We start from the raw sequence: 14,023 nt of genomic DNA, 5'->3' as shown, positions 1-14,023 counted from the left end.
TATATTATTTACAAGGAGAGTAAAAATGGAATTTACAAGACCAAGAGGTACAAGAGATTTCTTATTTGAAGAAATGCGTAAGAGAAAACAAGCAGAAGGTACCTTAAGAAAAATATTTGAAAGTTACGGTTATCAAGAAATTAAAACACCCTTATTTGAAGAATTAAGCTTATTTACAACAAAATCCGGAGAAGAAATTGTAAACCAATTATACAATTTCAAAGACAAATCAGACCGGGAATTAACTTTAAGACCTGAAATTACCGCACCTGTTGCAAGATTATACTTAAATGAACTTGAAAAAACAGCTGTGAAACCAATCAAACTTTATTACTATGGAAGCTGTTTCAGATATGAAAGACCTCAAAAAGGAAGATTCAGACAATTCTGGCAATTTGGCTGCGAATTGATTGGTGCAAAAACTCCTCAGGGAGAAGCCGAAGTCATTGCACTTTGTTCAGATGCAATCAAATCATTGGGAATTACAAGCGCAGACGTTAATATCAACCACTTAGGAATTATAAGAGGACTGTTCAAACACTTTGAAATATCAACTGAAACCCAAAGGGAAATCATGGTCGTAATCGATAAAGGAGACAAAGACTTATTAATCGAATCTTTGAGTGGCGATGAACCGGTTATCGACAATGATGAATTAAATCAAATTTTATTAAAATTAATTGACCTTGTTGGAGACAAATCAATAATAAGTGAAGTTGAAGAATTGATTGCACCATATGATGAGCCAAAAGAAGCCCTTGAACAGCTAAAAGAATTAATATCACTTCTTGAAGCATTCCAGGTTCAAAATTATACTTTAAATTTAGGCGTTGCAAGAGGACTTGATTATTATACCGGAATTGTGTTCGAAATCTATGTTCCGGAACTCGGTGCTCAAAAGCAAATTTGCGGTGGAGGATCATACAGTCTTGTCAAGCTCTTTGGAGGTCAGGAAGTTGAATCAACTGGTTTTGCATTAGGTTTTGACAGATTAATGAATGCAATTGAAGAATTGACTGATGCAGAAGAATTGCCTTCACACTTGGATGTTTATGTAGCTCCAATTTCAGCAGACGTTAGAGTTAAAGCATATGAAATTACACAAACATTAAGACAAAACGGATTCAAAACAGATGTTGACTTAAACGGCAAAAAATTCAAGAAACTAATGAATTATGCCGATAAAATCAAGGTTGAAAAGATGATAATTATTGGTGCCAATGACCTTGCAGAAGGCAAAGTCACCGTTAAGGACATGGTCAGTGGAGATCAGGAATTAGTTGACATTGACAATATCGTAAATCATATCAAAGGTGAATAAAATGGAAATTAACTTTAGACATGAAATCAATGGCCAAAAGGTCATTACAGCTGTGGCCCAAGATGCAGACACAAACCAAATTTTAATGTTGGCAAACATGAATAAGGAAGCGCTCCAAAAAACAATTGAAACAGGCAAGGCTCATTACTGGAGCACTTCAAGAAACAAGATCTGGTTGAAAGGAGAAAGCTCAGGACATTTCCAAGAAGTTAAAGAGATTCTTGTTGACTGTGATATGGATGCAATTGTTTTAAAAATTAAACAAACAGGAGCAGCATGTCACGAAGGCTATCTTTCATGTTTCTTTAGAAAATTGAATACTGAAAACGTTGACATCGAAGATTTAAAAGATGATGATTTGGAAATTATCCTTGAAAGACTCGTAAACCCTGACGAAGTGTATTAAGATGAAACGCATAATCCCCGATACAAGTGCTGTCATTATAGGTGCAATAAGTGAAATTGTAGAAAAGGAAGACCTGGATTATCCTGAAATCATCGTGCCAGAAGCAGTTGTATGCGAACTTGAACATCAAGCCAATGCCAATAGAAGTGAAGGCCATAAAGGTTTAAAGGAACTTCAAAAATTGCAACACATGCAATATGAAGGTGAATTGGCCATTGATTTTAAAGGCAAGCGTCCAACCAACTATGATATAAAATATGCAAAAAGCGGTGAAATTGACAGCATCATAAGAGATTTGGCAAGGTCCGAAATGGGAACATTGCTTACAAATGACAAGGTGCAAGCCGAAACAGCGAAAGCTCAGGGAATACCAGTTTACTATTTTGAACAGAAATATATTGAAAAGGAATTGTCAATTGAAAGATTCTTTGATGAAAATACAATGTCAGTGCATTTAAAGGAAAATGTTTGTCCAATGGCCAAGAAAGGAACACCTGGCCATATTGACTTTGTAAAGCTTGATGACAAGCCATATACATACTCACAACTTCATGAAATTGTAGATGAAATTCTTGATAAGGCAAAAAGCGATTCAAAAACATATTTGGAATCATCAAAGGAAGGTTCATTTGTCGTTCAATCAAGAGAATACAGGATTTCAATAGCTTATCCGCCATTCTCTGAAGGTTTGGAAATTACTGTTGTAAGGCCTGTTGCCAATATAAGTTTGGATGAGTATCACCTATCCGACAAATTGCTTGAAAGAATCAGAACCAACGCCGAAGGAATCCTGATTTCAGGTTCTCCTGGTGCAGGTAAATCCACATTCGTACAAGCCATTGCAAAATATTATTCATCAAAATTAAATAAAATTGTAAAAACCATGGAATCTCCAAGAGATTTGCAATTGCCTGATGATATTACTCAATACAGTCCATTGGAAGGTAGCATGGAAAATACTGCTGATGTACTGCTGCTTGTAAGGCCCGATTATACCATCTATGATGAACTTAGAAAAAATACTGACTTCAGCATTTTTGCAGATATGAGACTGGCAGGGGTTGGAATGATTGGTGTTGTCCATGCGACAAGACCTATTGATGCAATCCAGAGAATTGCTTCAAGAGTGGAACTGGGAGTGATTCCATCGATTGTCGATACAAGCATTTACATTGAAAACGGGAAAGTTACTCATGTTTATGAAACAAAAATGACCGTCAAAGTTCCAACAGGCATGAAGGAAGCCGACCTTGCAAGACCTGTTATTGAAGTTCGTGACTTTGAGACTGGAGATTTGAAAAACGAAATTTATACCTACGGTGAACAGACCATCGTAATGGACATGGATTTGGTTAATGGAACTGGTCAGGATGAAACTCACAAATCAGCTGTCGACAAGATTGCCGAAAAGGAAATTTTAAGAAAAATTAAAAAGATTCTTCCAAAAAAGGCAAAAGTTGATGTTGAAGTAATATCACCGAACAGAGCCAATATTTACATTCCCGAAGAGTTTATTCCAAAAATCATCGGTAAAAACGGTAAAAGAATTGCTGAGATTGAAGAAAGTATTGGCATAAGTCTTGGAGTGGAAATAATTGAAGAAAAACCAGTGAATAAGTCTCCATTTGAAATCGATATTACCCATACAAGAAAGCAGTTGATTTTAGAATTGGGAAAGGACAATGGAAGAAAGAATTTTGACATTTATATAAATGGAGAATATCTGCTAACCGCAACTACCTCCAAAAAAGGTGAAATTAAAATTAAAAAAGGAATAGAACTTTCTGATTTCATCATTGAAGCTATTGAGATGGGATTGGAAATTACTGCAATAAGAAAATAGGAGATTAACATGAAAATTGGAGCATCAACACTTGCAGGCATAGAATTTGAACTAGAAAAAACCTTAGATTTCATTGAAAATTTAGGTATTGAATATGCAGAGCTTGTACATCAATACCCTGCAGAATTTATCGATTCTGAGATATTGGAAAGTTATAGCCTAAAGTATTCAATTCATGCCCCATTCATGGATGTTAATATTTCCAGCCCGCAAGATCAAAGCAGATTAAATTCAATAGCCCAGATTAAATCTTCAATTGATTTGGCAAATGAAATAAATGCTGAAGCCGTAGTGGTTCATCCTGGATTAATATCATTTTTAGCAAACAAGTATTTTAAAAAAGAAGTTTATGAATTTGCAAATCAGTCAATTAAAGAAATTGGAGATTATGCTAAAGATTTAGGAGTTATGGCAACCATTGAAAATATGCCTAACTTTGAATCAATGATTTATCAGAATATTGTTGATTTGAATCAATTGCTTGTAGAAAATGAGATGCATATGACTTTGGACATCGGCCATGCAAACCATGTAGGATATGCTCCAGAGGATATGATTTTTGATTCCATAAAACACGTACATGTGCATGATAATTTAGGTGATGATGACTCACACCTACCATTAGGTGAAGGCTCCATTGATTTAAAATACATCATCAACACTCTTGAGTCAAAAAATTATGATGGCATCTACATACTCGAAGTAAATGATTACGATTCCATTAAAAAAAGTTATGAGTATATGAAGAAAAACTTCTAGAGAAGTTTTCTTTCCTTAATCTCTTTTTTAAAATACAGATATTTTGAATCAATAACACTTCTGATATTTTCCGCTGTTTTTTTACCGATTCCTTCAACTTCCTGGAGATCTTTTTCAGAAGCATTGATGACATTTCCTACAGAACCGAAATGCTCCAATAAAGCCTTAGCATTTACAGGCCCAATATTAGGTAATGATTCTATAATAAACAATTGCTGTTCAAGCAAACTAACAGGCTTTTTATCAGTTCTGATTTGAACAGGAGTATGTTCTCCATTTTGTTCACGTATTGCAATTCTCTTAATCATTGCTGCAGTATCCTGAGCATTCCGAGTAGGAATAATACTTATTCCAAAATCCAATGCGATAGATGCAATAGATCCCCTAATTGCATTAGCATTAACCATACCCGCATATAAATCATCACCTTCAAGAATCAATAAAGGTTTTTTAAATTCTTCAGACAATTCACGAGCCTGCTTAAATAATCTCTTGTCTATAAGTGAATCGACAAAATCTTTAGCTGTTTTTCTTTCGATAGCTACCTCATCACTAACCTGATAATCCCCAACAGCCATTGATCGAATTTTAACATCCATCTCCATTTCAGTCAAATGCCTGATTACCTTTGAATTTCCTTCACGTGAATCTGCATAAACAATCGGGAAATCATTTTCTTTTTTGGGCTTGTCAATAACTTTAACTTTCTTTTCGTTTTCCATTCTTTGAACTGCAGATTGATTTAATTCCTTTAAAACATCATCATCAATCAATTGGTTTTTCATATGATGTTCTTTATTAATGGAAGACCAGAAATAAGCCTCATCTCGGGTTCCATTTGTTACTAATACCTTCACACGACCGGTTCTTTTACGGCCAGTCCTCCCTCTTCTTTGAATCATCCTAACTTCAGAAGGAACCGGTTCATATAATATTACCAAATCAACAGCAGGAATATCAATACCTTCCTCTGCAACACTGGTTGATAAAAGAACGTCATATTCTCCCATTCTAAATGATTTAATAATGGCTTTCTGTTGCTTTTGGGTTAAACCCTTTTTGCCATCCTTTGCTGCCTGACCAAAAAATTTAGCGGATTTAATTCCATCTTTTTCAAGCTTTTGATGAATCATTTCAAGTGTATCCCTATATTGGGTAAAAACAATGATTTTAGAAGAACTGTCATCTTCATTTTCTGTGAATCTTGTTGACTGAAGTTTAGTTTGACCATCCCCCAATCCAAGCTCCTTTTTAAGAATTTTAGATAGTTCCCTTAATTTTGGATGTTCCCAACCATTTTTTTCAGCATCTCTTGCAAGTTTAACAGCACGTGAAAAATTATCATCCCAGAGTAATGACTTTGCAGCTTTAGTTTTCTTTTTACGTAGCCTTGCAACATATTTATTGAAGGTGGATACACCCTGAGTTTCAATCAACTCTTCGGCATGCTGCAGGTTGATAACAGCACTCAATATTGAAATGGCCTGAAACAAATCCTTGTCCGGATTTGTGGTTCTGGCAATTTCACCTTGAATCCTACCTCTAGCTTTTAGAACATCAGTTTTTCCAACAGAAACTGTTTTAATAATACCCATATTTTTTAAGGCTTTAAGTCTAATCTTCAATGCCTTATTAACATGGACTTTAATTTTTTCCAACTCTTCACTCATTTTAATTCTAACCCAATCAATTTCAACCGGATTAAAATATGGTTTAACATCAGTGTCATCTTCTGTTTTAACAACAATGTTTTGAATATAGAGATTTTTGCAAACTTCATTAATTTTTGATTTGTCTGAACCCGGAGATGCTGTCAAACCCAATATTAAATTAAATTTGGATTCACGAACATATCTTGATGCCAAATAAACATAAGAATAAGATCCAACACCATGATGGCATTCATCAAAAACAATCAGAGAAACACTACTTAAATCATAACGCCCATTCAATAAGTCAGATTCGACTGTTTGAGGTGTGGCACAAATAATTCTGGATTCTTCCCACCTTTTAACACGCTCATCAGTTTTAATAGCTCCTGTTATAGAAGTGCACGGAAGAGTTAAAAATTCCTTAAAGCTGTCTTCATGCTGAATCGCTAAAGGTTTGGAAGGTGCCAAAACAAGGACTTTGGAATTTTTGACTTTATTCAATCTGTCGGCTGCAACCAATATTGCCACAATTGTTTTACCTAATGCAGTAGGTGCTACAACCATAGTATTTCCTTTTTTCAGCACATCCCCCGCTAGAATCTGCTGATACAGTCTTGATTCGATTGCATCTTTTTTAAGTAAAGGATGATTAATATAACTAGTCATAACAAAGCCCTCTAAACTAAACAAATTTTTAAATCTACAATACCTTACTACTATTATTCTTTTAAATATTTATAAACATTGAGAGAGAGCATCTGAAAAGTAATAGCAGTTACTAAAAGGTTACTGCGTTACCCCCAAGTTACAAAAACGTTTTATATTCTTTAAAATAAACTACAAACAACAAAATATTAGGAGAACTAAAATGAACGATGTAATAAACTTTTTAAAAGAAAATAATTTAATATACCTAGCAACCAGCGGACTTGACGGAAATGCAAAAGTAAGACCAATACTATTCTACTTTGAAGAGGATGAAAAACCATACTTCTGCACTGCAAACACAAAACCAATGTTCAAAGAATTAGATGCAAATCCAAACTGTGAAATTGTAGTTGCAACACCCGAATTTGCATGGTTAAGAATTGCTGGTGAAGCCGAATTCACTGACAATCTTGAGTTAAAACAAAAAGTAATCGATTCAAATGAATTAGTTAAATCACTATACGAAACTGCAGACAATCCAACCTTTGAGGTATTTACAGTCTCTGGAAAAGCAACCATAGCCGATTTTTCAGGCAATCCACCAAAAAATTACAAATTATAGAATAGATTAATCTATTCCTTAAAATCATGAATAACGGATTTGAACTTGGTAGCTGCCTCACCAATGGCCACTATCATTTCACAATCCAAATTCAATGCTTTTCTTATACCATCCGCCACATCATCCTTATCTGCACCAAGAGTGCCCTCTTTTTTAAAATCACTCATGTGGTTCAAGAATATCCTATCATTCAACCTTGAATTTTCATTCAATTTTTCAATAGCTATCCTTTGAGATACGGGAGATGCAGGAACAACAAATCTTGAAAATTTAAGTACACTATTAAATATATCTAAATCGCTTGAATAACCTGACTCGGAAGAGATTGTAATGACTGTTGTAAACTCCCCAAACAACTTTTGAAATTCTTTTAATACAGTTTTAACGCCTGCAGGGTTATGAGCATAATCTACAAAAACAGTTTTGCCGTCAATTGTATCCACTTTTTCCATTCTTCCTTCCACACCAGTAAAAGTGGATATTGGTTTTAAGATTTTATCAAAAGGCAATCCTAAAAATTCGCGAGCTGCAATAATTACTCCAGTAACATTATAAACATTATGAAGCCCATCAATCGCCATTTTAACAGTTAACTTTCCTTCGGGAGTGTGCAAATCAAAGGTTCTATTATTCAGGTCCACATTTGTTGCAATGTAGTCCACTTGAGGAGTTGTTATGCCACATTTACAAAAGTAATAACCGCAACCTGAAATAATTTCCTTAACAGTGATTTCATTACCGCAGACACATTCCTTTAAACCGATTGAATCGGGAGTTACATCAACACCGAAAGTAATCACTTCGCCGCTATAGTTCAGCTGCCTTAAAAGCCCAATTATTGTTGGATCATGACCATTGACAATGATTTTTTTACCATCCAACTCTTTAATCATTTCTCCCTTAACATTGGCATAATCCATAAAGCTGCCCAAATCCTTTAAATGGTCAGGAGTAATGTTTGTAATCAAACCGCAGTCCATATCAGTATTTTTAACGATTCTTTCAACAGTGCCCGGAACTCCAAAGGTTCCCACTTCCAAAATTCCAACATCAGCATCCAATCTAGATTGCAAAATCGGAATGAATTCCGCATTCCCTTGCATTCCCTCCAGATTATGTTTACAAGGATTTATTCCATTGTCTTCAGCGATTTTTTTAAGCAAAGTTGTTGTGGTTGTTTTACCATTAGTGCCGGTTATTCCAAATACAGGTTTTTTAGCCTTAAAAATTTCTATAACATCAGTTAATTCCAAAACTGGCTTATTGATTCTTTTATAAACTTTAGAATCTTTGGATAAACTGGCAGGTGGAATTATATAATCTGACTTTTCAAAAAATTCATCTGGAGTTTCACCATAAAAAACTTCAATATCATAACCTTCAAGAGCACTTGCAAATCTGCAATCTTGTTTTTGTGAAATATCAGTTCCAATGACATTGAATCCTCTTTCTTTAAGGATTCTTGCAATTAAATTGCCATTAGCACCGCAAACACCAATCACTCCAAAGGTGGTGTCTTTTCTAAAGTCAGATTCATCCATATTTTTACTTCCAGTTACATATTAAATTAAAAAAAAAGAATATTTGAGAAAATCTATTCAAAACGAACAAGATTTTCTAAATCTCCATAAACAACATCCAGTCCACACATTGATGGAACATAGTTTGCAGCTTTTGCTGAATTTACACCAATTACTTCAAAGCCCATCTCTTCAATAGGTGCTACAACCATACAAGTATCACAGACAACATTACCTCCTGCATCCTCAATAGTTTTGGTATAGCCCATCCTATCAGCAGTTGCTTTAACGCTAACTGATGTACAAATCCATAATTTATTCTTAATAGTTTTTCCTCGAACAATGTTAGCTACCTGTTTAATCTCTTCCAAGGATGCATGAGGACATCCTAAACAAATCAAATCAGGTTCTCTGTCAGTTGTAGTTAACTTTTCACGAGTTTCAAGAATTTCCTTATCGGATATGAACATTATATCCTCAACTTCTTCTTCACCTGCGACATCCGCTTCTGGAGTAACATCCTTAACATGATATAATGCTACAGAACCTGATGAAGCAAGAGCTGCTCCCAAAGTTTTTAAATCATTGTTGTTTGGAGTATTTTGAAGTTTGAATAATGGAACTCCTCCACCTACTACCTTACCGATAATGTAACCTAATGCACCAAAGTCAGCGCCTTTTAACTCAGTTGTAACATTAACAACCAAATTAGCTTTCCTATTTTCCTCCAAATGGAAACCATATAATGGAGTTTTTCCAACGATTGCTGCAGCAAGTGCAGCAGGTCCGCCTTCACGATTGGTTCTTGCACCAATTACAGAATTACCATATGCAACGGCAGATGATTCAGACCATGAAATATGATCTCTAAATCTAGGAACATTACCAACCAAATAAGGAGTACATGTACAGGTTTTTGCTATTCCAAGTTCTCCATAAGCATCTACAATCTGATTTTGCTTTATTGCAAAATCACGTGGAAAACCAAGTTTTTCCCAATTGTCCAAATCAGTTCCAGGAGGGTTTAAAGATGCGTTTACACTTGCTACACCTAAACCGTCACCGGCCAAGTCTTGTAAGTATTCTAAACCAGCTTCACCAATAGTTTTGTAAGAAACACCGGAAACCTGTGCAGATGTAATATCCACCAATTTTGAAGCACCGTAGATATCTCCTAAAGCAACCAGGATATCCATGCTTTTTCTAATAGTTTCTCCAAACTCTCCATCACACATTTGTTGTTCTTTTTTTGTTAAAAACATATTAATCATTACTTAATTGATATTCAACCATTTCATTAACAAGGTGTAAAAAATTATCTTTGCTTTCAAAAGGAATCATAGCTCCAGCAGCAATATCATGACCTCCTCCTTGGCCACCGAAATTGTTGGAAGAGTCTCTAAGGGCACTGCCCAAATCTACACCTTTGCTAACCATTTCTCTTGTTGTTCTACCAGAAATTTTAATATCATTATGGAGTCTTGACATTCCAATTACAGGTTTAGAATTATCCAACAACTCTACAGATAAGCCAATGCTAGCAATTGTTCCCATTACAGATTTTAATACTTTATCTTCACTATATAAATATTGAATATCTGAAAGCTGAACTGCACCTTCCCTTTTAATCCATTCTAGCCCCTTAACGATTTGGTCACGGTATTGTCTTTGAAGTCTTAAAGCAGCATCCAAAGCCTTGTCTTTTTCACCAAGAGCAATGCTTAACCCCAAGCCTTGCTTTTTGTTTTTACCGCATGCATCAAGAATATATGAATACTCTTCCAAATCGCGTAATAAAGGCACTTCTTTCGGTACAGTATAACAATCTCCGAAAATATCAGGATTGATATTCATAAGCGCATCCTTCAAGAGATCTTTTTCCTCATCTTCAAGATCTGTGAATTTGATTCCATATGACAAATTCCTTTTTTCCAGAAATGCCTGAGCGCCTTCCAAATCTCCACTAATACCTGGAAGAGGTGGTGAAAATGTATAAGCAAGGGATTTAAAAATAGGTTCTGAAGCTTTTGAAACAATCTTTAAATCCTCATGAATTTCCAGAACCCCACTTTCCAAAGCATCATCAAGTATTAATTTATTAACACCTGTAAATCCGCCTTGACCTTGCATATCACCAAAAGCACCAACTAAAGCGAAATATGCCAAATGTTTTTTACCAAGTTCACGAACAGCCAAATAGCTTGAACCTGCACCACATAAATCCTTACTACCATCAATTCCAAAGAGATGCGGATTTATATGGACAACATTGCTTTCCGATTCAGTGTCATTGACCTGATGGTGGTCAGCAATAATTACATCATGCTTATAAGTATTAAACTCATTTACAAAAGCACTACCCATATCTGAGAAAATGAATAAATCATATTTCTCATGTCTTAATTGATTTACAATATCTTCTTTAAGACGTGGAATACAGGAAGTGTGAAATTGAACATTTTCTTCAGCTAAAGCATTAGCTATAACAGCAGCGGATGAAATTCCATCAGCATCATTGTGAGAAATTATTCTTATAACACTATCCTTTTCTATGTGCTCACGAAGCACATTAGTAGCTTCCTCAGCCCTATTTAACAAGGAGTGCTGCTTCTTTTGGATTGTATCTCCAACCTTCTGGTAATGCTCCTTCACTTACATAGTAAGAAGCTAATTTTCTGATTCTTGATTCAATGATAGTTAAACCTCTTTTTGAATGTAAGTCTTTAGGATTTTCTTCTAAGTGGTCTCTGATATTTACAGCCCTTTTAATTAAGTTTAATAAGTCTTCTGGGTATTCTCCAGCTTGACCGTTTCTTTTTAAGATTTCGGTGATTCTTTCACCAGTAACATCTTTTACAGATGGAATTCCATATTGGTCTCTTAATACAATACCGATTTCGGAAGTACTTTTACCTTCTTTGTTAAATTTTAAAATCATTTCTTCAATTTCTTCGTCACTATAAGTTACCCATTCTGGTCTTGCCATAATATAACCTCTTTAATTTTTAAATAAGTATGAATTAGTTATTCTTGATTAGAATACCATTCAATAAATTTTTTTAATGAATTTTTTCTATGTGAAAATTGGTTTTTTTCATCAGTTGTAAGTTCTCCAAAAGTCTTACCTTCACTTGGAACATAAAACAATGGATCAAAAGCGAATCCTAAATCTCCTCTTTCTTCAACTGCGATTTCACCTGAAACCTTGCCTAAAAAAGTCTTGGGCTCAGAATTGGGGGCACAGTACCCAATAACTGACCTGAATTCGGCATAACGGTCATCAGTGTCTGCCAATAACTTTAAAATTCCCTGATTTCCAATAGTATCTTGAACGTAGTGTGAATAGACTCCAGGAAAATCATTTAAAGCTTTAATGAACAAACCAGCATCTTCAACAATCACAGGCTTTCCAAGTTTACGACAAGCATATTTTGCGCCTGATATAGCCACTTCCTCAAGAGTTCCTTGAGGTTCTGTGTAACCTAAATCAATATGCTCTAAGTTAATGTCATAATCTTTGAAAATATTCTCTGCTTCTTTAACTTTATGTTCGTTACCAGTTATAAATGTTATCATAAAAATAGTATATTTTAAATTTTTAATATAGTTAACTAAAAACTATTCCAAAAAATTAATGAGTATATCTTCCTCTTGATTCAATATCATCTATTTTATTAACAACAGAATCATTATCATAACCTTTTAAAACAGCATCAAAATAGTCCAATGCCAAATTATAATCAATGCTTTGTAATGACTTTTTCAAAACAAGCAAATCAACTGCCTTGTCTTCATCTAAAGAAGAGTACCTGCCAAGACCAAAATCGATGAAAACAAGATTATCATCCTGAAGCATGACATTTGAAGAGGTAATGTCTCCATGAATTATGCCGGCGCTGTGAAGCTTTGATATTTCCTCACCGATTCTAAATGATAATTTCTCATCAATAACATCCTTTACCATTACACCGTCAATTTCTTCCATAAGTATTGATTTGTTATTTAAATCAACATCATATAGAATTGGAGTTTTAACACCTGCTCTTTTAGCATCTGCCAGCAGTTTTGCTTCCTCTTTACATCTGGCTTTTCTAATTTTGTTGTCGATTTCAGAAATTCTATAGTTTTTAGGAACCCTATCCTTTAAAACCGCTTTTTCACCCAAATAATTTGCCTTGACGATGTTTGATTCGGCGCCTTTAGCTATCAAATCATCACTTAATTTTAGATAGCTTTTAGAATTGTCAATCCAAGGGATGTCCACCTCATCAGTTCTGAATTTTTGAATTATTCCAGTTTGGGACAAATCCATCGGCCCGAATTCCTTACACATCAAAAGACCCAGCCAAGCAATCATAACCCCATTATCACCGCAAAGCTTCATTTCAGGCATGTAAAATTTGGCGCCATGCTCTTCTGACATTGTCTTAAGCATTTCTCGCAAACGTGAATTTGCTGAAACCCCTCCACACAACATCACCTCATCCTTTTGGGTGTGTGACAGTGCCCTTTCAGTAACCTCAACCAGCATTGCAAAAGCGGTTTCCTGAAGTGAAAAACAAATGTCTTCCATGGGAGTTCCTTTTTCAGCTTCCCTTAAAGCTGCAGACAACAATCCTGAAAAGGAAAAATCCATTCCTTTTACAACATAAGGCAGGTCAATATATGAACCATCTTTAGCAAGTTTTTCTATTACCGGACCTCCAGGATGGCCCAGTCCAGTCTCACGGCCAAAATGATCCAGACAATTTCCAATAGCGATGTCTAAAGTTTCACCGAAAATCCTATATCTTCCACTTTCATATGCAATTACCTGACTGTTTCCACCACTTACATAAAGGGAAACTGGATTTTTAGCACCAGTATCTAATTTTCCAACTTCAACATGACCAATACAGTGATTTACCCCAATTATTGGTTTATTCAAAGATAAAGCCAAGCTTCTTGCAGAGGTTGCAACAATCCTTAAAGCAGGGCCTAAACCCGGACCCTGTGAAAAAGAAATTAAATCGATATCATCGTAAGATAAACCTGATTCTTCAATAGTTTGAGGAATTAGTTCAGGAATCCATTTGGCATGGTGTTCAGCAGCAATTCTCGGATGAATTCCACCCTCTTCAGGAAATAATTGTTTTCCAGCCATAGCCAATATATTTCCGTCACTATCAACAATACCTACACCAGTTTTTTCTGCAGTTCCTTCAATTCCTAAACTTATCAAGACAATCAACTAAAAAATTTAATTAATTAGT

Annotated in this window: 12 protein-coding genes; 5 read left to right on the top strand and 7 right to left on the bottom strand. The window is 35.1% G+C overall.

What is annotated here, in order from left to right; all coding sequences use genetic code 11:
• Positions 1-25 precede the first annotated feature (25 nt).
• From hisS to QZN45_RS00235, 4 genes are read left to right on the top strand one after another with little or no spacing between them, the layout of a single operon-like run.
• On the top strand, positions 26-1,321 hold the full coding sequence (hisS, locus tag QZN45_RS00250) for a histidine--tRNA ligase (protein WP_292881854.1): 1,296 nt from the start codon (positions 26-28) through the stop codon (positions 1,319-1,321).
• 1 nt (position 1,322) lies between these two features.
• On the top strand, positions 1,323-1,727 hold the full coding sequence (hisI, locus tag QZN45_RS00245) for a phosphoribosyl-AMP cyclohydrolase (protein WP_296810355.1): 405 nt from the start codon (positions 1,323-1,325) through the stop codon (positions 1,725-1,727).
• Between the two features lies 1 nt (position 1,728).
• Positions 1,729-3,570 (top strand): PINc/VapC family ATPase, encoded by a 1,842-nt coding sequence (locus tag QZN45_RS00240; RefSeq protein ID WP_296810352.1) that lies wholly within the window; start codon positions 1,729-1,731, stop codon positions 3,568-3,570.
• Between the two features lie 9 nt (positions 3,571-3,579).
• A complete protein-coding gene (locus QZN45_RS00235; protein WP_296810350.1) occupies positions 3,580-4,329 on the top strand; it encodes a sugar phosphate isomerase/epimerase in 750 nt (249 codons plus the stop codon).
• Here QZN45_RS00235 and QZN45_RS00230 read toward each other — a convergent pair.
• Entirely contained in the window at positions 4,326-6,647 is a 2,322-nt protein-coding gene (locus tag QZN45_RS00230; RefSeq protein ID WP_296810347.1) for a DEAD/DEAH box helicase, read from the bottom strand. The two genes, QZN45_RS00235 and QZN45_RS00230, sit on opposite strands and share 4 nt — an antisense overlap.
• A 202-nt stretch (positions 6,648-6,849) precedes the next feature.
• Between QZN45_RS00230 and QZN45_RS00225 the strand changes: the two genes are divergently transcribed.
• Entirely contained in the window at positions 6,850-7,251 is a 402-nt protein-coding gene (locus QZN45_RS00225) for a pyridoxamine 5'-phosphate oxidase family protein (RefSeq protein ID WP_292609064.1), read from the top strand.
• A gap of 11 nt (positions 7,252-7,262) precedes the next feature.
• Here QZN45_RS00225 and QZN45_RS00220 read toward each other — a convergent pair whose 3' ends face one another.
• Genes QZN45_RS00220 through QZN45_RS00195 form a run of 6 tightly spaced genes read right to left on the bottom strand, consistent with a single transcriptional unit; the run spans position 7,263 to position 14,001 of the window.
• Positions 7,263-8,792 (bottom strand): Mur ligase family protein, encoded by a 1,530-nt coding sequence (locus QZN45_RS00220; RefSeq protein WP_296810343.1) that lies wholly within the window; start codon positions 8,790-8,792, stop codon positions 7,263-7,265.
• Positions 8,793-8,845: 53 nt separating this feature from the next.
• On the bottom strand, positions 8,846-10,042 hold the full coding sequence (locus QZN45_RS00215) for an aconitase X catalytic domain-containing protein (RefSeq protein WP_342764019.1): 1,197 nt from the start codon (positions 10,040-10,042) through the stop codon (positions 8,846-8,848).
• Positions 10,035-11,369: a DHH family phosphoesterase gene (locus QZN45_RS00210; protein ID WP_292609055.1), complete on the bottom strand. Its 1,335-nt coding sequence runs from the start codon at positions 11,367-11,369 to the stop codon at positions 10,035-10,037. Before QZN45_RS00210 ends, QZN45_RS00215 begins: the two co-directional genes overlap by 8 nt.
• Positions 11,359-11,757: a 30S ribosomal protein S15 gene (locus tag QZN45_RS00205; protein WP_292609052.1), complete on the bottom strand. Its 399-nt coding sequence runs from the start codon at positions 11,755-11,757 to the stop codon at positions 11,359-11,361. Before QZN45_RS00205 ends, QZN45_RS00210 begins: the two co-directional genes overlap by 11 nt.
• Before the next feature lie 38 nt (positions 11,758-11,795).
• Positions 11,796-12,347: an XTP/dITP diphosphatase gene (locus QZN45_RS00200; protein ID WP_292609049.1), complete on the bottom strand. Its 552-nt coding sequence runs from the start codon at positions 12,345-12,347 to the stop codon at positions 11,796-11,798.
• 55 nt (positions 12,348-12,402) lie between these two features.
• Positions 12,403-14,001, bottom strand: coding sequence for a bifunctional N(6)-L-threonylcarbamoyladenine synthase/serine/threonine protein kinase (locus QZN45_RS00195; protein WP_292609046.1), 1,599 nt, complete (start codon positions 13,999-14,001; stop codon positions 12,403-12,405).
• Between the last annotated feature and the right edge of the window lie 22 nt (positions 14,002-14,023).

The sequence above is a fragment of the uncultured Methanobrevibacter sp. genome, assembly GCF_900314695.1.
GTDB lineage: Archaea > Methanobacteriota > Methanobacteria > Methanobacteriales > Methanobacteriaceae > Methanocatella.
This window is presented reverse-complemented; position numbering and strand designations above follow the sequence as displayed.